Annotated in this window: 17 protein-coding genes; 4 read left to right on the top strand and 13 right to left on the bottom strand. The window is 42.7% G+C overall.

Going from position 1 to position 18,673, the window contains the following annotated elements:
• Positions 1-145 precede the first annotated feature (145 nt).
• Both AC4PL9_RS13905 and proS read right to left on the bottom strand, forming a co-directional pair.
• On the bottom strand, positions 146-823 hold the full coding sequence (locus AC4PL9_RS13905) for a hypothetical protein (RefSeq protein ID WP_491605350.1): 678 nt from the start codon (positions 821-823) through the stop codon (positions 146-148).
• Between the two features lie 9 nt (positions 824-832).
• Complete coding sequence (proS, locus tag AC4PL9_RS13900; protein WP_491605349.1) at positions 833-2,308, bottom strand: proline--tRNA ligase; 1,476 nt, start codon at positions 2,306-2,308, stop codon at positions 833-835.
• An 88-nt stretch (positions 2,309-2,396) separates the two neighbouring features.
• Between proS and AC4PL9_RS13895 the strand changes: the two genes are divergently transcribed.
• Both AC4PL9_RS13895 and AC4PL9_RS13890 read left to right on the top strand, forming a co-directional pair.
• The gene (locus tag AC4PL9_RS13895; protein WP_491605348.1) at positions 2,397-3,851 is read left to right on the top strand and encodes a hypothetical protein; all 1,455 of its coding nucleotides are present in this window, start codon (positions 2,397-2,399) and stop codon (positions 3,849-3,851) included.
• Positions 3,852-3,862: 11 nt separating this feature from the next.
• On the top strand, positions 3,863-5,350 hold the full coding sequence (locus AC4PL9_RS13890) for an OmpP1/FadL family transporter (protein ID WP_491605347.1): 1,488 nt from the start codon (positions 3,863-3,865) through the stop codon (positions 5,348-5,350).
• Here AC4PL9_RS13890 and AC4PL9_RS13885 read toward each other — a convergent pair.
• From AC4PL9_RS13885 to AC4PL9_RS13875, 3 genes are all read right to left on the bottom strand, one after another.
• Positions 5,339-6,871 (bottom strand): hypothetical protein, encoded by a 1,533-nt coding sequence (locus AC4PL9_RS13885; protein ID WP_491605346.1) that lies wholly within the window; start codon positions 6,869-6,871, stop codon positions 5,339-5,341. The genes AC4PL9_RS13890 and AC4PL9_RS13885 overlap by 12 nt on opposite strands.
• Positions 6,872-7,053: 182 nt before the next feature.
• Positions 7,054-8,022: a glucosaminidase domain-containing protein gene (locus tag AC4PL9_RS13880; protein ID WP_491605345.1), complete on the bottom strand. Its 969-nt coding sequence runs from the start codon at positions 8,020-8,022 to the stop codon at positions 7,054-7,056.
• Between the two features lie 90 nt (positions 8,023-8,112).
• A complete protein-coding gene (locus tag AC4PL9_RS13875; protein WP_491605344.1) occupies positions 8,113-9,012 on the bottom strand; it encodes a 1-aminocyclopropane-1-carboxylate deaminase/D-cysteine desulfhydrase in 900 nt (299 codons plus the stop codon).
• 22 nt (positions 9,013-9,034) lie between these two features.
• Here AC4PL9_RS13875 and AC4PL9_RS13870 point away from each other — a divergent pair, with 22 nt between their 5' ends.
• Entirely contained in the window at positions 9,035-9,232 is a 198-nt protein-coding gene (locus tag AC4PL9_RS13870) for a C1orf53 family protein (RefSeq protein WP_491605343.1), read from the top strand.
• Here AC4PL9_RS13870 and AC4PL9_RS13865 read toward each other — a convergent pair.
• Entirely contained in the window at positions 9,229-9,774 is a 546-nt protein-coding gene (locus tag AC4PL9_RS13865; protein ID WP_491605342.1) for a 1-acyl-sn-glycerol-3-phosphate acyltransferase, read from the bottom strand. The genes AC4PL9_RS13870 and AC4PL9_RS13865 overlap by 4 nt on opposite strands.
• Positions 9,775-9,830: 56 nt before the next feature.
• Here AC4PL9_RS13865 and AC4PL9_RS13860 point away from each other — a divergent pair, with 56 nt between their 5' ends.
• The gene (locus AC4PL9_RS13860) at positions 9,831-11,126 is read left to right on the top strand and encodes a hypothetical protein (protein ID WP_491605341.1); all 1,296 of its coding nucleotides are present in this window, start codon (positions 9,831-9,833) and stop codon (positions 11,124-11,126) included.
• A 5-nt stretch (positions 11,127-11,131) separates the two neighbouring features.
• Here AC4PL9_RS13860 and AC4PL9_RS13855 read toward each other — a convergent pair whose 3' ends face one another.
• The 7 genes from AC4PL9_RS13855 to AC4PL9_RS13825 form a co-directional block, all read right to left on the bottom strand.
• The gene (locus AC4PL9_RS13855) at positions 11,132-11,467 is read right to left on the bottom strand and encodes an energy transducer TonB (protein WP_491605340.1); all 336 of its coding nucleotides are present in this window, start codon (positions 11,465-11,467) and stop codon (positions 11,132-11,134) included.
• Between the two features lie 67 nt (positions 11,468-11,534).
• Positions 11,535-13,634 (bottom strand): ATP-dependent DNA helicase RecG, encoded by a 2,100-nt coding sequence (gene recG / locus AC4PL9_RS13850; RefSeq protein WP_491605339.1) that lies wholly within the window; start codon positions 13,632-13,634, stop codon positions 11,535-11,537.
• Positions 13,635-13,653: 19 nt separating this feature from the next.
• Complete coding sequence (locus AC4PL9_RS13845) at positions 13,654-14,814, bottom strand: 3-hydroxyacyl-CoA dehydrogenase NAD-binding domain-containing protein (protein WP_491605351.1); 1,161 nt, start codon at positions 14,812-14,814, stop codon at positions 13,654-13,656.
• Positions 14,815-14,841: 27 nt separating this feature from the next.
• On the bottom strand, positions 14,842-15,615 hold the full coding sequence (locus AC4PL9_RS13840) for an enoyl-CoA hydratase-related protein (protein WP_491605338.1): 774 nt from the start codon (positions 15,613-15,615) through the stop codon (positions 14,842-14,844).
• Between the two features lie 68 nt (positions 15,616-15,683).
• Complete coding sequence (locus AC4PL9_RS13835; RefSeq protein WP_491605337.1) at positions 15,684-16,967, bottom strand: sialidase family protein; 1,284 nt, start codon at positions 16,965-16,967, stop codon at positions 15,684-15,686.
• Positions 16,968-16,978: 11 nt separating this feature from the next.
• Complete coding sequence (gene yidD / locus AC4PL9_RS13830) at positions 16,979-17,236, bottom strand: membrane protein insertion efficiency factor YidD (protein WP_425542648.1); 258 nt, start codon at positions 17,234-17,236, stop codon at positions 16,979-16,981.
• Positions 17,237-17,240: 4 nt separating this feature from the next.
• A complete protein-coding gene (locus AC4PL9_RS13825; protein WP_491605336.1) occupies positions 17,241-18,278 on the bottom strand; it encodes a polysaccharide deacetylase family protein in 1,038 nt (345 codons plus the stop codon).
• Positions 18,279-18,673: the final 395 nt, after the last annotated feature.

The raw sequence follows: 18,673 nt of genomic DNA, 5'->3' as shown, positions 1-18,673 counted from the left end.
ACTCCTGTTTCCAGGATGAAAACCTGGCGTCCTAACCACTAGACGAATGGGCCAATATGTCAATCCCTCTTGAATTTTGGGAGTGCAAATATAAATGAGTTTTTTTTAATTCGCAAAGCAGAAATCAAAAAAAAATAAACTTTTTTTAATCTTTATCCATTTCAAACCTGAATCCCAAACGTTTACCTGTTTTTAATTTCAGGTCAGAAATCAGGTTTTGCATATCATACACGGTCACTTCACTCACCAAATCATAAGGAGGTGTATAGATATCAAACTCCAGAGCATGGCAGAAAGTCCGCTGGATAATCTGCCGTAATTCATCCTGACCCAAAACACCATTCACAAAATCCCGGAACAGATAACCGATCTCTCCCTTTCCTTCCATCAGGTAATGTTTCTCCTTATTTATCAATAATCTCCCTATAAGGTACCCCTGGTCATTTTGCCTGCTGTAATGAAAAGAATCATACAGGAAATTGTATATATTGATGATTCCACAAAACCCCAGATCTTTATCCTCTTCCAAATAAGAGGTTTTCCAGATCGGGTGGTTATCATCAAACCGGAAGACATTGGTGTGCATGTGGAAAATGAGCACATCACTTCCCACTGCCACCTGAATTTCGTATTCGCTTGAATTCATTACCGAAAGCCGTACCCTATCATCATTGATCTGCGCACGAAGAATACCGATTTCTTCCTCTATCAGCATCTTTAGCATATCAAACTGCTCATGGGTTGTCTTAAAAACATCCTGCTTCAAAGCAGACTTTGTTTTCAGCAAATGCACCAATCGCTCATGTGGGTTTCCTTCTTTCATCTTTCCGGTTTAATAAGCTTTCGCAAAAATCACACGTCCTGCCGAAGGTTTACCGGTAACCATACACTTCCCTTCTTCTTTCGGCATTTCTAATGGGATACAACGAATTGTTGCCTGTGTATCAGCCTTAACTTTTTCTTCAGTCTCTTCCGTTCCATCCCAATGAGCAAGGATAAAACCTCCCTCTTGCTCAATCACTTGTTTAAATTCATCATACGTATCTACTTTCCGTATATTTTCTTCTCTGAATGTAGCTGCCCTTTCAAAAAGTGAAGTCTGGATCTCCGCTAACAGATTTTCAATATAATCTTCGATTCCATCCCAGCTTACAGAACTTTTCTCTTTTGTATCCCGACGGGCTACTTCCGCTTTCCCGTCCGCCAAATCTCTGGGTCCGATAGCCACGCGAACCGGCACTCCTTTTGCTTCGTATTCTGCAAATTTCCATCCCGGACGTTTCTGATCATCATCATCAAACTTTACCGAAATACCTTTAACACGCAGTTTTCCGTTCAATTCAGCTACTTTCAACGAGATAGCATCCAGTTCTTCCTGCGACTTATAGATCGGAACAATAGCCACCTGAATCGGAGCAAGAGCCGGAGGCAAAACAAGCCCTTCATCATCTGAATGTGTCATTATTAAAGCCCCCATCAGACGCGTGGAGACCCCCCACGAAGTTGCCCAGACAAAGTCCTGCTTGCCTTCTTTATCTGTAAATTTAACATCAAATGCTTTTGCAAAATTCTGACCAAGAAAATGTGATGTCCCTGCCTGCAATGCCTTACCATCCTGCATCATTGCCTCAATACAGTAGGTTTCATCAGCTCCGGCAAATCGCTCACTTGGTGACTTCAGACCTTTCACTACCGGCATTGCCATGTAATTTTCAGCGAAATCTGCATATACCTCTAGCATTTGTTCCGCTTCTGCAATCGCTTCCTGACGGGTAGCATGTGCCGTATGCCCTTCCTGCCACAAAAATTCAGCGGTACGCAAAAACAAACGGGTTCTCATTTCCCAACGCACAACATTCGCCCATTGATTAATAAGAATAGGCAAATCCCGGTAGGACTGAATCCAATTTTTATACGAGTTCCAGATAATTGTTTCTGAAGTAGGACGAACGATTAGCTCTTCTTCAAGTTTTGCATCAGGATCGACAATAACTCCCGACCCGTCTTCCGCATTTTTAAGACGGTAATGCGTTACCACAGCACATTCTTTTGCAAAGCCATCCACATGGCTTGCCTCTTTGCTCAGGTAAGATTTCGGAATGAACAAGGGGAAATATGCATTCGAGTGACCTGTTTCTTTAAACTTAGCGTCAAGAATATCACGCATCATTTCCCAAATTGCATATCCATATGGTTTAATAACCATACATCCTCTAACGTCCGAATGCTCGGCTAAATCAGCGCGGTAAACCAGTTCGTTGTACCACTTTGAGTAATCTTCCGATCTTTTTGCAAATTTTTGCGCCATTTTTGGTATAATTTTTGTATCTTTATTCTGCGAACAAAGGTAAAAATTCTGTGCGTAAAAGCAGTTTTTACATAAAAATATGTAAATTATGAAAAAGGTCAGTAGTTTATTCGCTCTTCTCTCTATCGGTTTGGTTTTGGTTTCCTGCCGACAGTCCTCTTTTATTGCTGAGGACGATGTTTACTCGTCAGGTTCTTCCTATACCTATACCAGTGACAATTCAGACGCTTCTTACGCCAATTATGTTTATTCGAAAGAGAGTAATTCAGGCACAAAAGCAGCTTATTACAATCCTGAGGATACCGTGTATAATGATAATAACACCTACCAGTCAGGTACTGTAATCAACAATTATTATTACGGAAATGATTATCGCTATTATGACAGACCCTATAGTTATTCTTCATGGGGTTCTCCTTATTATTCTTACCGCCCTTACCGGGTATGGTGGGGTTGGGGATACGATCCTTTCTGGGGAGGCAGCTCCTGGTATTTCGGTTGGAACTACAGTCCTTATTCAAACTGGGGTTGGGGATATGGTCATCACCCATACGGTTACGGTTACAACCCTTATGCATGGAATTACGGATACGGATATAACCCTTATGGATACGGATATGGTGGATACGGTGGCTACTACGGCGGTGTAACGAATATCTACGGAAACGTATATATCAATAACGGTGGAGCAGGTATGACTCCTTACACGTTAAATGCAGGTGGATATTACCAAAAAGGAAACAGTTATGTCGGTAAACGTCCTGTTATGGCAGGAACTTCAGCTCCTTATACAGGTGCGAATAAAGTAAAGTCTGCCATCAACCCTTCTACAGGGAAACCTATGCAGGTAGATAAGGCGGTGAACAGAAAACCTGAAACATCGACTTTAGTTTCTAAAACTCCCGGAAAAGTGAGTAGCCATTCTGTCAATTCAAACTTTGCTGCTCCTGCGCGAACAGAACGTCTTACTTCCAGTTCGAAACCATGGACTCCTCAGACTGAACGTATTTCAACACCTTCAAAAGGAACAAATACTGATGTAAGAAGAGTAAATGGTACGCTAGACAGAAATGTCGCTAAACCTGCGACAAATTCTCCGAGAGTTCCTGCCAATTCTTACGCACGTCCTAATACGACATCGCAACCGGCTACAAACAGTGGTTCGGATTACAGAAGAAACGATAATCAAATCAACCGCACACCATCCAGTCGTCCGGTTGAGAATCAGTGGAACAGAAATAACACCTCCTCTCCGGCTCCGGGAAGAACTACTTCTCCGACCAACAGTCGCCCGGCATCCTCTCCTTCGAATAGACGCCCTCAATCGACTGCACCGTCAAGACAGTATAAGTCTCCATCATCGAGCCCATCCAGAGGTGGGTCGTATTCTCCTTCATCACGACCTTCAAAAGGTTCGTACTCTGCACCTTCTTCCAGTCCGTCAAGAGGATCTTACAGTTCTCCTTCACGAAGTAATTCAAACGGATCATCATCAGGAAGCGGTTCCAGCCGTCCTTCAAGAAGTGGATTTAGCAGACCTTAAAAAGAAATTTGATGCAAATTAAAAACATAATTTCGGCGATAGCGCTTACAGCTATCGCCACTTTCTCACATGCACAAAACGAAGTAGATGCCCTTCGTTATAGTCAAACATTTTTCGGCGGAACAGCCCGTTATACCGGGATGGGAGGATCTTTTGGTTCTTTAGGAGCTGACCTTTCAGTGGCCGCATCTAACCCCGCAGGACTCGGGCGTTTTTCCCAAAATCAATTCTCGTTTACCCTAAACAATTACAGCGTAAGTTCAAATACAGAGTTTGCAGGAAAAACCAGTAATTCTTTTGTCAACCGGCTTAAGGTCGACAACATTGGAATTCTTTTTGCATCTAATCGCGAGTCAAAAGCAAGAGGCTGGCGTTATCTGCAATTCGCTTTTACCTATAACCGACTGGCAGACTTCAGTTCGAACCGTTATTATGAAGGAGAAATATTCAACTCCCTTCTTGATGTTTTTGCTGCTCAGGCCTATGGTGTTGACCCCAGTTTATTATATGAATACACGCCTTTTACTTCTGCACTTGCCTGGGATACGTATGCTATTGACGAAGTATATGACACTTCAGGGACGGTTGCCTACCAACCCCGTTTAACAAACGGCAATATGTATCACAAACGATCCATACAAACCCGTGGAGGAATCGGAGAATACAGCCTTGCCTTTTCCGGAAACTATCTGAACAAACTCTATATCGGAGGGTCGATAAATTTCCAGAACACGCGTTATGTTGAAGAGTATTCACATACGGAAGAATTAACAGAACCCGCAGGTGTTTCTCTTCGTTCTTTTACCTACACCTGGCAACAAACAACAAAAGGAACAGGAGTAAATGCCAAATTAGGGGTTATATACGCACCTATTGAAGATCTGCGAATTGGTATTGCCTTTCACACTCCCACCATCATGAACTTCAAAGACAGCTATCGTACGGGGATGAATGCAACTCATGATACAGTATATTATGAAATCCCCAGTAATTTTGAGCCACAAGGTGAATTCTCCTATCGTTTTGCCAGTCCGCTTCGCGCCGTATTCTCGGGTGGATATGTCGTTATGAAACGTCTTGCCATTAACGTAGAAGCTGAACTGGCTACTTATAATAAAGGAAATTTCAGAAACTCTGGCGATCCTATGATGGCTGTTTCGTGGGAAACAGAAAATCAGGCAATCCGCAATTTATACCGGACAACGGTCAACCTGAGAACCGGATTGGAATTTGCTTTCACTCCTTCGTTTCTGGCACGTGCAGGATTTGCCTACTATCCCTCTCCTTATGATAAAAGTGTCAACAATACCGGAGGAGCTCACTATTTCTATAGTGCAGGAATTGGTTACCGTTGGAAAAAGATCTTTATAGACGCAGGATATCGTCTGCACAATACAAAAATTGATTATTACGCCTTTAACGCTTCGGACCCAACCAATCTGGCGTTAATTACAGAAAATAAACATCAGATTACTATAACACTCGGGTTACGCTTTTAGTCGTTCCCGGATAACTTCTGACATGGGTATATGTTTCAAATGGGACTGTACCCATGCCGGAAGATCAAAATACTCCAGAACAACTCTTTCCTGCGGATTATTTAACAACACCTCCATATCCTGCTCCATTCTTTCGAAAATTTCGGTTTTCGCAGCGTGAGACGGAGCTTTCACTAATTTCTTCAACTGTTTAATCAGGTAATTTTCTATTGTATAATCCCGTTCCGTTTTATTGATATACCGATTGGTTGATTTAATAATATACGATAGAAACTCATAGTTTTCCAATTCATAATGAATCATCAGATTCAACAGACGGGCAAACGCATACAGATCCTGACGCAGTAACTGCTCATTGTCATTTAAGACCTCATTTAATTCGTGCAAAGCCTTTTTGAACTCTCCCAGACCAAAATACGAATACGCTTTCAAGAAAGAGAATGTGATAATCTGTTCTTTATTCAGTTTATCGCCATACAACTCCATTTGCTTATCCAATTGTGGGATCAGACCTACTGACTTGTTAAAATCCCCTATAAGATTATACAGTGTTATCTCAAAGCTGTAACTCACAGCAAAAATTTTCACCATGACCCCCATATTACCGAAGCCCTTCTTACCTTCCAGTGCACGGATTTCCCCGATCAACTTTGTAGCGTTTTCATAGTCCGAGCTATCGATGTAGCAACGTAGTAAATGAGATAGTGTCAAAAGGTATCTTTTCGCAAGATCCTCACGGATTTTTGTATTATTATCCAGTATTGTCTTTACTTTATTGAAAAAGACATAACTGTCTGCATAATCTCTGTTGGTTGCACTACACAATCCCTTTATGTAATAACAAATCGTTGTTGCGCGCGTAGATATCGCCGTATTTTTTCCTTTTATGAGGTGATAATTGGCAATATCGTCCACTACTTTTTTCTCGGTCTCGTTCCGCGTAAATCCACCCCGACGAAACACGTAGTTGATCTTCGAATAAAGAATCTGATACTCTGCCAAATTCCGGAGTTTCGCTATTACCTCTTCTTCTTCCCGAATGAGCTTATCAATATCAAGATCAAACTCTCCGGACTCGTAGGCTTCTTCCAACAATGTCTTTTCCCACGAAATCAATTCGAACCAATAGTAAAATTTCTCGTGTTCTATTGCTATTTTTTTGGCTTTCCTGACAAACTTCTCGCATTCTTTGTACAATGCTTTTTTGAACAGAATTTCAATATTCTTTAATTCCTGTTTAAGAATACTACTCACCGATTGCTCACTGTAAAACGAACGCAAACTTTTCAGAATCAGTTTGTATAAGTGATTCTTTTCAGAAGGAAGATGTTGGATAAAACGCTCTTTCCTAAAATACTTCTTGACTTCTTCTTCGTCATAAACATCCTGCTTCTCAATGTAATCAAAGAGTTTAAGATAGTTTTTATCACCACTTTGCAGCGATGATGACAACTTGAAGAATCGCTTTTCTGATTTCGTCAGCGACTTAATCAGCTTAAATAATTCATTAGATGGTTTCATGGTGATTTGGATCTTTCAATCCATTAAAATAAGAAGAATCGGGCAGATTCATGGAATAACCTACTAAATATTAGCAGGTAACTATTGGAATCCTATAATACAATAAAAAAACGGAAGCCATACGCTCCCGTTTTTAACAAACAACAACAAACTAAAAACCTCAAGTCCTATTGTTAAGGAAGTTATCTGAGGAAGATCATTTTACCTTTTTCCGGAGTTACTTCCGGGTTGGTAACATTATTCTTTTTCATCAATTTTGTTAGTTTTATTCCTTCCTGCTGAGAGATTTCGATATAATTCATGGTTCCGTCCGAAATTTTTCGTTGTTCTTTTGCCATGGATTTCCCTTTTTTGGGTTGCAGATATACAATATCTCCTTCTTCAAGAACGTCTTTATGTTTATCAAAATCGTTGTAATTGTACAACTGTGACAAAGTCAGTTCAAATTCACGTGCAATCCGGTAGAAAGTATCCCCTTTTCCTGCAATAACGTATTTTGTCTTGTTACGCTTAAAAATCTGGTGTGTTTTTGCTGTTTTTACAGCTACTGATGATTCTTTTCCGGTTGTTTTTGTTGGTTTCAGGACAATTTCACGGGAAGGCTTTACTTCAATTTCCTCTATTCGTTCTACCCCATATCCCTCTTTATCGAACTTCTGCAATTCATTCTTTTCTATCAGGTCAATCAGTAAATCTGCGTATTTCGGATTGGTTGCATACCCTGCTTTTTTCAAGCCTTTAGCCCATCCCTTATAATCGGTTTGCTTTAATTCAAAAAGAGAGGCATACCGCGAACGGGAAGTCAAAAACAAACTGTGATCCCGGTAGGATTCAGAAGCATCTTTATAACTTCTGAAACATTCGTCCTTTTTATCATCGTCTTTGAAGAATTTTGCCCCTTTCCAATCGTGACACTTGATACCGAAATGATTATTCGCCTCACGTGCCAAATCACTGTTTCCGTATCCACTCTCTAAAATCCCCTGTGCCAGTGTTATACTCGCCGGAATTTTATATTCAACCATATTACGGATAGCAACATCCTTCCACATCTCTATGTACTGTTCTCTCGAAATCCGCGACGGTGCATCAGCAAACGCAGAAAACCCTGTCAGTACTATCAGTGATATCAGTATTATGTTTTTAACCATTGTCCTGTTGTTTGTATCTCCTATTACGGGAGTTATTCACAATAGTTACAAAAATTGTTGAAAACTTTTTCGGAAGTGTTTATAACCTCATCAATTCCCCTGAAGTCCACCGGTATGAATGAACAGCACTTTCTCTCCCGGCTGTATCGCCCCTTCTTCAATGTGTTGCAGAAGTCTGAAAAAGGCTTTGGCTGTGTATATTTTATCTAATGGCAGGTCAAATTCGTTCATCACAAAGTCCATGAACCCGGTAAGACGATCATCCAGCTTGCCGTATCCTCCCCATTCGGTATCATCATAAACAGTACAGTTTTTCATCAGTTCGTCTGTCAACTCATCATCAAAAAAAGCATAATGCAAATGTTTTCTGATTTCGCCCGGCATAAAGTCTCCTTTCAGCGCAGAAACAACATACAAATGGTTATCTTCCGGTAAAGCCGATAAAAGCCCGGCAGCCGTTGTGCCTGTACCTGCTGCGACGTATGTCCGGGAAAATGATATTTCCTGCATTTCTTTCCAGATTTCCTGACAACCGATCATTCCAAAATAATTAGCTCCTCCTTCCGGAATAATAAATGTATTCTCATACGTTTCATGCAATTGCTCCCAATACATTTTATCATTCCGCAACCGGTATTCTTCCCGTGTAACAAAAACAAGTTGCATTCCAAAACCGGCACAACTTCTGAGTGTCGGGTTACTGGACTCATTCAGTTCCTCTCCCCGCACAATTCCCACAGAACCGATTCCTGCCATTGCCGCTGCTTTTGCCGTTGCTATAAGATGATTGGAATACGCTCCGCCAAACGTCAGAATGCGCTCATTTTTTCGTCGTTCTGCTTCCTGAATATTGTATTTCAGCTTTCGCCATTTATTACCTGATACAACCGGATCTATCAGATCATCCCGTTTCACTATTACTTCCACACCTTTCAGGATTCTTTTCGGATCAGCAAGTACCTGAATCAAAGATTTTGATGTATCCAACATAAATTTGCTTTATTTTTGCAGTATGAGTGATGATATGTCCGGTTTTTCCAAACGCAAGCAACTTGACGATGAAGATTATTACCTCAGTGAGGAGGGCTTTATTGTTTTCAAAGCAGCTTACCATTTAAAAAGAGGGTATTGTTGTAAAAGCGGTTGCCGGCATTGTCCCTACGGTTACAATAAGAAGACAGGACAAATAGAGGAAAAAAAGTCATCTTAACGTATTCCTTTATCCGGATACTTTCCTTTGTAATCCTTGTAAAACTCCTGGATTTCTGCAATATCTTTTTCCACATCTCCGGTAGGAATAAACTTCCGGGCTATTCCTCCGATCTTTCGTTCGTAATCTATGTAACCTAAAAAAATAGGAACATCAGCTTTCAGTGCCAGATAGTAAAATCCTTTTTTCCAGTTCGGACTGTAAGACCTCGTACCTTCCGGAGTAAACATAACACACAGTTTCTCCTGCTCTTTAAATTTTTTGGCAATTTGTCCGGTAATATTGGTAGCCCCTCCTTTTCGGTTCACAGGGATTCCTCCCAACGCTTTCAGGAACCAACCCATCGGGAAAAAGAACAACTCTTTTTTGATCAGAATTTTCACATCAATCCCGTATGCCCACATCGCCAAACGCCCTACCACAAAATCCCAGTTACTGGTGTGAGGAGCCGAAACCAAAACCGAACGATGTACTTCTTCGGGAATATCGTAGTTCAAATTCCAACCAAATAATTTCAAGATAAATGCAGAAATTCGCTTCATCCTTTTTTTAGAACAAAGTTAATCGAAATCGCCAATAATGCTAAATTTACAGTGTAATGAAGAATCGTTGGATATATGGAACCGGGATCACAGCTGCATTTGTACTGTTAGCTTCAGTTGTCTTTATTTTATTTACTGTAAAAACAGAATCTCCTACACTGACCCGGTCGCTTGTTCGCGAAAATTCAGAATATGTTGCTGAATTCCATCCCACTTATTTTCTTCGTCATGCGATTCTTTCGCCCGTACTGGACACGACCCTTACAGAGGAAGAGCGGCTCATTTTTAAGATGGATGAGAAGATGCTACAGGAAACCTCATCAGGGATCAACTTTCTGTCTCCGTTTTACTTCTCCTACCGGAAAGAAAAAAATGAACCGCTGTATCTATTCTATTTTTCGCTTACTTCTGTCACCGATTTTGTTGCGTTTAGCAAAAGACAGGAGAAAGTATTGTCCGACTTTGTTTTTCACAACAATGCGTATTCGGGAGCTGTTGCCTACTCTCCCACCTTGCCTAAACAGGAAATTGCATCTTTGCTGAAAAAAGAATTTTCTCCCTCCGGAAGCGGGGAAGAATCGTTCTTTAACCGGAAAGAAAAACAGCAGGAAAATCCCGCTCCGTTCCTTTTGTATTCCAAAGAAAAGCAAGCTACACAACTGGACTATCATGTAGCCGAAAACAGAATTACCTTTTCCGGAAGCCTGTCTTCTCCTTATGACTTCACGCCGATCTCAACGGTTCTGAAAGAAGATCCCCGGGCTTTTTATCTTGCCGCAGCAACCAATCAGGCAAGTAAAGATTTGCTTATGCCTTATATCCGGGACTATGTGTCTGTAGATTTTTTGGAATCTGTACGTGGGGTTGAGATGAATTATTACGGGGTACTGATCAACCCCAAGACCAAAAAACCGGAACCTGTTTTTTCGCTTCACCTGCATTATCTGGGGTATACCGGCAAAAAATTACTCCCCGGGCAAATACAGTACAGCAGCGATTCTTCCAGTATAGATCTGGCAGGAAAAATTCAACTTTCTGTTCAGGATTCAGGATCTGTTTTCTCTCTTTACAACGCTCCCTATACACATATACCCTCCGGAAAACCGGTGATTTTTGCTGTTTCAGGAATTCCACAAACGGTATTGAGAATTGATGAACCTTTTAAATCGGTGGCTTTGGGACTTTATCCCGAATTACGCGCACTGGATCGTTTCACAGCCGCTTTTGAGCAACTGGATTGCCAGCTTACGTTACAAAACGGAGTTCTTTCCATTCATCAGGAAGCTACTTTCAAGCCGGGAATTAATCCATTCTTTGAGTTGTTTTATCTGATCCGAAAAACTATTCGCTAGTCAGCTTATTCTTCTTTTTCGATTATAACCCGAAGACGGGCTCTGTGAAACTTGGGGTAATGGTACCCTTTTTCAAATTTCAGTGTTTTCACTTTTTCCTTTACCATCATATGGGTAGGAATAGAAACAATGGTGGATTCGTTTCGGATGACCTGTACAGAGGTTACATCTCCGTCTATGTTAACGGCTATCTCCACGACTATCACTCCCTCCTGATTTCCTTTCAGTAAGTAGTTAAACGGAGTCAACATTTTTCGTCCATCGTCTTTAATTTCCCCGGTCATTTGCGCCTTACCTGTAACAGCAGCTAATACCATGACCATCAACACTACATATCGCATACTTTCACTTGTTTATTCCTGATTCTACGTAATCAGAACGAAATCGTTACGGGAAAAGTGTGTATGATCAGGCTATTTTACTCCAGTTGGGCTTGCCTTTGAGTTGTTGGTTCAGTTTTTTCCGGATCCCTGCATGTTGAGCTTCTGCCAGTTGTGGATCTTTTTCGACCAATTCAAAAGCAGTTGTACGCGCGATGGTTAGAATCTGTCCGTCTTTTGCCAGATCGGCAATTTGCAGATCAAGGATTCCGCTCTGCTGGGTTCCCATGATGTCTCCGGGACCGCGCAGCTCCAGATCCACTTCGGCAATGCGGAAACCGTCATTGGTTGCACACATGGTCGAAAGGCGGGTTTTGGCTTCGTTACTCAGTTTATTTCCCGACATGAGAATACAGTACGACTGCTCTGCACCTCTTCCGACGCGTCCCCGAAGCTGGTGCAACTGGGAAAGTCCGAAACGTTCGCTCGACTCAATAATCATAACGGATGCATTGGGAACATTCACGCCTACCTCAATAACTGTGGTCGCTACCATGATTTGTGTTTCCCCGCTGACAAATCGCGCCATTTCCCAATCCTTATCTTCTGCTTTCATCTGTCCATGTACTACACTGACTTTATAGTCAGGCAACGGAAATCGACGGGTAATGGCTTCATATCCCTGCATCAGGTTCTGGTAATCCAGTGTTTCAGATTCCGAAATTAACGGATAAACGATGTACACCTGTCTTCCTTTTCGGATTTCATCTTCGATAAACCCAAATACTTTCAAGCGCTGACTTTCGAAGTAATGTACCGTTGAAACGGGTTTTCTTCCCGGTGGCAATTCGTCAATTACCGAAACATCCAGATCACCGTAAAAAGACATGGCGAGTGTTCTCGGAATGGGAGTTGCTGTCATCACCAGAATATGCGGAGGAAGAGTGTTCTTTTTCCAGAATTTTGCCCGTTGGGCGACACCAAAACGGTGTTGTTCGTCAATTACGGCATAGCCCAGGTTTTTAAATTTCACTTTTGGTTCAAGGAGTGCATGTGTCCCTACCAATATGTGAATTTCTCCGCTTTCCAACCCTGCGTGGAGTTCTTTCCTTGCTGCGGCTTTGGTTGATCCGGTCAGCAGTTCTATCCGAACGGGCATGTCCTTTACCATTTCTTTCAACGAAAGGTAATGTTGATTGGCGAGGATTTCCGTAGGGGCCATAAGGGCTGTCTGGTAACCGTTTCCGACAGCTATCAGCATGGTCAAGAGTGCCACAACGGTTTTTCCACTCCCGACATCTCCCTGGAGCAACCTGTTCATCTGGCTTCCCGTGTGAAAATCGGAGCGAATTTCTTTTATCACGCGTTTTTGGGCATTGGTCAAAGGAAACGGAAGGTAGTTCTCATAAAAATCGAGAAAGGTTTGCCCTACTTCTGTAAACACAAAACTTTTGTTTCTCTGTTTACCGATTTCTTTGCGGATGATCAATTCCAATTGCAAGAAGAATAATTCTTCAAATTTGAGGCGGAAACGGGCTTTTTCAGCCATGGCTGGTCCGGAAGGAAAATGGATATTCCGCAACGCTGTATTCCGGTCAATGAGGTTATTTTTTTGGAGAAAATCCGGTGGAAAATAATCGGGGATGGCAACTGTGATCTGTTCAAACAATGTACGCGTCAGTTTTTCGATCCCTTTGGAATTTAATCCTTTGGCGGACATTTTCTCTCCGCTCGGGTATACCGGCTGTAATTGCTTTCCCGCAGCTGTATTTTCTTCAAAAACCTCCAGTTCGGGGTGTGGAACAGACCATTTTCCGCCAAATAGTTTGGCTTTTCCGAAAAGAATATAGGTTTTGGCAGGATTGAGTGAACCCTGAATGTATTTCACTCCCTGAAACCAAACCAGATCCACCACTCCGGAACCATCGGTAAATTTAGCATTGAGTCGCTTCCCTCTTCCTGCTCCGGTTACGGTCACACCAGATATTCGCCCTTTCAGCTGAACATATCCTTCGGTAGCAGGAATATCCCGAACGGCATGAAACTTTGTCCTGTCAACGTAGCGAAAAGGGAAATAATGGAGCAGATCCCGAAAGGTAAAGATCTTCGCTTCTTTCCGAAGAATTTCACCCCGCTGCGGACCAACTCCTTTCAGATATTCTATTGGCGTATCTAGTAATTGTGCCATTCATTCACCTCGCCTGTGTTCAGTCTTTGAATTGCGTTTCTCCGTTTCGAACCATTCGTTTCAACAACGGGCTGGGACGGTAGCGATCTTCTCCGTATTCGTCTTGTAAAGCGGTTAATTTTTCCAGTACCCATGCAAGTCCTGCTTCTTCCGCCCACTGCAACAAACCTTTCGGATAGTTTACGCCTTTGGTCATCGCCAGATCAATGTCTTTTTTGGAGGCGATATTCAGGAACAGGGCATCAATAGCTTCGTTCATCAACATCACCAGGATACGGTCCAGAATTTCTTTCCCCCGTTTTTCATCTTTTACGGGTTCCGGTAAGGTTACTCCTTCTGCATAGTTATAGTATCCTCTCCCTGATTTACGTCCCAGGTATCCGGCTTCCGAATGGCGTTTTTGTGTCAACGAAGGCCGGTAGCGCGGATCGTAATAGAAAGCTGCAAATACGGTTTCGGTAACTGTGTAATTGATGTCGTTCCCGATGTAATCCATTAAGGTAAAAGGTCCCATGCGGAACCCTCCCAGTTCGGTCATTGCCCAGTCAATTGTAGCAAAATCGGCAATGCCTTCTTCGTAAATACGCAATGCCTCCCCGTAAAACGGACGGGCAACTCGGTTTACAATAAACCCGGGAGTATCTTTTGTGAGTACGGTTACTTTTCGCCAACTGTCAATCAACTGTTTTGCAGTCTGCAATGTGGTTTCTGTCGTTTGTACAGCAGGAATGATCTCTACCAGCGGCATTAGCGGTGCCGGGTTAAAGAAATGAATTCCGATAATCCGCCCCGGATTGTTCAGAACAGCACCAATAGAAGCTACTGAAAGTGAGGATGTATTGGTCGCCAGGATGCAATCCGCTCCTGTAATGGTTTCCAGATTACGGAAAACTTCGTTCTTTATTTTCAGATTTTCGACAATCGCCTCAATGACTATCCCCGAACCTGCAAAGTCTTCCATGGCAGACGAAAAGGTGATCCGTCTCAAAATATCATTGGCTTCATTGTCTGAAAGTTTTCCTTTTTCAACCAGTCTGAAAAGAATTTTCGTAAGCGCATTTTTTGCTTTTTCCAGTTGCTGTTCATTTACATCTACCAGTACAACCTGATGTCCTGCTGTTGCAGCGACCTGGGCAATACCACTTCCCATCGTTCCGGCACCCAAAACTCCTACCTGTATCATGCTAAACTCTATTTCGTTTGTTTTTTATTCTCCTTTAAATTCCGGTTTGCGTTTTTCAAGGAACGCTGTCGTACCTTCCTGAAAATCGTAGGTACTTCCCGCCTGTGTCTGTAACTCCTCTTCTACTTTGAGTTGCTGGGAAAGGTTGTTGGTCATGGATGCGTTCATGGCTATCTTTGTCAGACCTAATCCACGGGTTGGCATTTTTGCCAGTTGTTCGGCAAATTTCTCAACAGTTTCCATCAGCATTTCATCACCAACTGATTTATAGATCATGTTCATACGCTCCGCTTCTTCGGCAATTACTTTGTCGCCGGTCATCATCAAGGCCATTGCTTTCTGAAAACCGATCAAACGGGGTAGAAAAAATGTTCCTCCGCTGTCCGGAATCAATCCGATTTTGGAAAATGCCTGAATAAATGAAGCGGAATTACCGGCAAAGACGATATCACATGCCAGCGCTATATTTGCTCCTGCTCCTGCCGCTACTCCGTTTACAGCAGCGATCACCGGTTTTTCGATGGTACGTATTTTTCCTATTATCGGGTTGTAATGTTTTGCTACGATTGATTGCAACTCCGGACCATTCGGGTCGGTAGCTTCTGCCAGATCCTGTCCGGCACAAAATGCTTTTCCTTCCCCGGTAATAACTACTGCCCGGATATTTCTGTCGGTTACCGCTTCGTCCAACGCTCCCTGAACAGCAAAAGCCATTTCCTGGTTGAATGAGTTGAATACCTGCGGACGGTTCAACCGAATCCACAATACATTATTTTTGATTTCTTTGATAATAGTCATCTTGTTCCAATTTGGGCTTAAAGTTAGAAAATTTTCGCAAGGGCAGGAAGAGAAGCCTCCCGTGTCTTTTACTTCAGATCGGATTCGCGGATCCGCGCAATCCACAGCGAAATTTTACCCTCGTCCATCCGGGGCCATACCGGACGAATCTCTCCGTCCACTGCCGCAATGTTGTTGTAATCTCCGAAAAACATATCTGCATCGGGGTAAAAGGGTTTCTCCGAAATTTTCACATTGGTGAAGGTTTCTCCCCCGTCCCGGGAGTATGCCATGTAGACATCCGTTCCATGATCGTTATGGTTTCTTCTGTCAAAAAATACGGTGTACAGGTATCCGGTAGACTGGTCAACGGTTAACCAGGTAAAAAACTGGTGTTTTCCCGGTTCGTCGTCATTTACACGTTTGGGTTCGCTCCAGGTTTCTCCACCGTCGGTACTTTTAATCAACCAGATGTCTGTATCTTCTTCTCCGTTTTTCTGGTCTGCCCAATTGATGTACAAAGTCCCTTTGTGCGGAGAATCACTTCTGTCACACACCAGAATCGGCAATCCGTTACAGCGGTTGATCCCCGGAACATCAATACTCCACCCTCCCGGATGATCAATGACCTTGGTTTCTTTATCCAACCAGGTTTCCCCTCCGTCAGCAGATGTATTGAGCATAATCCCCTGCGGACCTGTCCACGCTACATAGACTTCTCCATTGGGTCCGGCAGCCGGCACAGCACCTTCTACGGTGTTGTCACCATCCAGACAATCTCCCGCATGGTACGAAATCCGCTCCGGAGCCGACCAGGTTTCTCCTCTGTCCACAGAGCGGGAGAAAAGAATGACGGAAGAATCCGCCGGGTCTTTGGAATCGTATTTATCGAATTGGGTCCACGACATGTAGATGGTTCCTGATACGGGATCAAAGTCCACCCAGTGTTTATCGTGTACTTTCCCGTTGGGAACAAATGACGTTCCTGCATCAAACTCACCTCCAATTGCATCTGATTTCTGACAAACGATACGATCCAACCACTGACCGGCAGGAGGATTGGAAAGATGAAAATAGTAGTAACGCCCGGTATTATCAATGAGCATGACCGGATCTCCGTACACGCCCAATGGAGATTGCAGCGTAAATGATTTCCAGGTTTTCCCTCCGTCCTCGGAATAATGGTAATCATCCATCACGGTTCCGACGATCATCTGATCCGGATTGACCGGATTGATTGCAATGGAAGGTTCTACTTGTGAAAACGGGTACAAAGCTGTTTCGGGACGCGGAATCTGTACCAACTTTCCTATCGTGTTACAGGAAGCTGCTACTGTGAGTAAAACGATTGCACAACCGATTACTTTTATCATGTCAGACGGGTTTATTTATGTTTTTTACAACTACAGTTTTCCGGAACGGGATCGTAGCCGGAACCTCCCCATGGATGGCAGGAAGCGATTCTTCTTGCTCCAAGGTATGTGCCCTTAATTACACCACAACGACGAATGGCTTCGATTGCGTAATTCGAACACGTCGGTTCGTAGCGACAACTGTTCGGTAAGATCGGACTGATGACCCACTGGTATATTCGGATCAACAGAATAAATGGGGCTGCTATAATTTTCCGGATGATTTTCATGACCTTATATCAGATCATCAAAGGTACGGAATTTATGTTGATTTTTTTTAGCGTAGGCAATATAGGCATCCAGTTTTTCGAGTCCGAAACGGGTCATGGATTTAGGGTGACCGATTACAACAAGATCTGTTCTCCCTTTCGCTGCATAGGTTTTTGTTACTTTTTTGAGAACGGAAGCGTAGTACCCGTCACAACTTACGTGGTTCCACCCCGAACGTGTCAGGTTGGTGTATTTTTTACCGGGCTGCGGAATAAACATTCCGTCTCCGATCATTTTATGACGGTCGGGACGCAACCGCCCCCATCCATACAGCTGCCAGTAAAAAAGCGGATTGTATTTCCAACTGGCAATCGGGTATTCTGTAAAAAAGCCCTGCTCATTTTCTTTACACAAATCGTCTTCAAAACGGTAGTGTCCTTTGTCTCCGGGCGCTGTTCTGAAGTCATAGAAATAATGCTCCGTCTCGAAATAAGCACCGGGATAAACGGTCGAATCGAAGCGAATGTTGTTTTTCTTAAAAGCCGGTCTGATCCGGTCAAATGGTTGCAGACACCATCCTCCTGCCCGGAATCCCTGCACCGGTTTTTCTGAAATTGCTTCCAGTTTTTGTTTGTACCGCGTTACGATCTCCAGGATTTCATCGTCCTGAAAGTCGGTTAGTTTGTAGCAATCATCTACTACCATAACCCACTCTTTCCCATCGTACCAGGATTTTTCCCAGTGCGGGTGAATGTGCAGTTGCAGAGCATTCCCTTTTTTTTGCAGGGTTTTCAGTTGTTCCACTACCTGTTCGTATTCTTGTTGGAGCTGCGGAAATTCGGTTTTGAATTTTTCCAACCGGAGCAGGTAGCCCACATCTACAAAATAGGTCATTCCGATCCCGTGCTTTTCTGCCAGATCCATCAATAGTTGTGAGGGATACAGGATACTTTTCTCCAGCGAACCGGCCGGCTTACCAAAGAAAAGTTCATAGTCGTATGTCAGAAATATATTCATATTCGCACCGGAATCGTTCTGTTTCTTGTCCGGGCTAAAGTACATATTTATCCGGTTCCGTGAGAAATGAGGACCGTTATCTCTCCTCCAAAGACAATTGATAGCCTTTAGAAAAACAACCAATTATGTAAACTATCTGTAACATCATTGTGAAAAACTTAGTTTTTTTGTTGATAACTTTTTAACTCATTGACAGCAAAATGGTTAAAGTTTTTGTTTTTGCTAAAAATCCCATTTCCTCTCTTCGACACCGATTTGTTTTTACAACCGACCTAAAAAAATACCTACTTTTGCCGCGGAATTTAAAATTTACCAAAAACCGGAAATTACACGTAAATCAAAACGCTACTCACTTCCTGAATCTATCACACTGACTACCAGGGACTGGCTGAATTTTGTGTAACGCTTTACCTGAATTTCCTTATTATGTTACAATATTT

Source organism: Wandonia sp., from assembly GCF_984588085.1.
The sequence above is the reverse complement of the archived record's forward strand: the minus strand, read 5'-3'. Positions and strand labels throughout refer to the sequence as shown.

What these genes read in the sequence shown, in the direction of transcription:
- AC4PL9_RS13905 (WP_491605350.1), bottom strand. Translation starts at nt 823, where the DNA reads ATGAAAGAAGGAAACCCACATGAGCGATTGGTGCATTTGCTGAAAACA.
- proS (WP_491605349.1), bottom strand. Translation starts at nt 2,308, where the DNA reads ATGGCGCAAAAATTTGCAAAAAGATCGGAAGATTACTCAAAGTGGTAC.
- AC4PL9_RS13895 (WP_491605348.1), top strand. Translation starts at nt 2,397, where the DNA reads ATGAAAAAGGTCAGTAGTTTATTCGCTCTTCTCTCTATCGGTTTGGTT.
- AC4PL9_RS13890 (WP_491605347.1), top strand. Translation starts at nt 3,863, where the DNA reads ATGCAAATTAAAAACATAATTTCGGCGATAGCGCTTACAGCTATCGCC.
- AC4PL9_RS13885 (WP_491605346.1), bottom strand. Translation starts at nt 6,871, where the DNA reads ATGAAACCATCTAATGAATTATTTAAGCTGATTAAGTCGCTGACGAAA.
- AC4PL9_RS13880 (WP_491605345.1), bottom strand. Translation starts at nt 8,022, where the DNA reads ATGGTTAAAAACATAATACTGATATCACTGATAGTACTGACAGGGTTT.
- AC4PL9_RS13875 (WP_491605344.1), bottom strand. Translation starts at nt 9,012, where the DNA reads ATGTTGGATACATCAAAATCTTTGATTCAGGTACTTGCTGATCCGAAA.
- AC4PL9_RS13870 (WP_491605343.1), top strand. Translation starts at nt 9,035, where the DNA reads ATGAGTGATGATATGTCCGGTTTTTCCAAACGCAAGCAACTTGACGAT.
- AC4PL9_RS13865 (WP_491605342.1), bottom strand. Translation starts at nt 9,774, where the DNA reads ATGAAGCGAATTTCTGCATTTATCTTGAAATTATTTGGTTGGAATTTG.
- AC4PL9_RS13860 (WP_491605341.1), top strand. Translation starts at nt 9,831, where the DNA reads ATGAAGAATCGTTGGATATATGGAACCGGGATCACAGCTGCATTTGTA.
- AC4PL9_RS13855 (WP_491605340.1), bottom strand. Translation starts at nt 11,467, where the DNA reads ATGCGATATGTAGTGTTGATGGTCATGGTATTAGCTGCTGTTACAGGT.
- recG (WP_491605339.1), bottom strand. Translation starts at nt 13,634, where the DNA reads ATGGCACAATTACTAGATACGCCAATAGAATATCTGAAAGGAGTTGGT.
- AC4PL9_RS13840 (WP_491605338.1), bottom strand. Translation starts at nt 15,615, where the DNA reads ATGACTATTATCAAAGAAATCAAAAATAATGTATTGTGGATTCGGTTG.
- AC4PL9_RS13835 (WP_491605337.1), bottom strand. Translation starts at nt 16,967, where the DNA reads ATGATAAAAGTAATCGGTTGTGCAATCGTTTTACTCACAGTAGCAGCT.
- yidD (WP_425542648.1), bottom strand. Translation starts at nt 17,236, where the DNA reads ATGAAAATCATCCGGAAAATTATAGCAGCCCCATTTATTCTGTTGATC.
- AC4PL9_RS13825 (WP_491605336.1), bottom strand. Translation starts at nt 18,278, where the DNA reads ATGTACTTTAGCCCGGACAAGAAACAGAACGATTCCGGTGCGAATATG.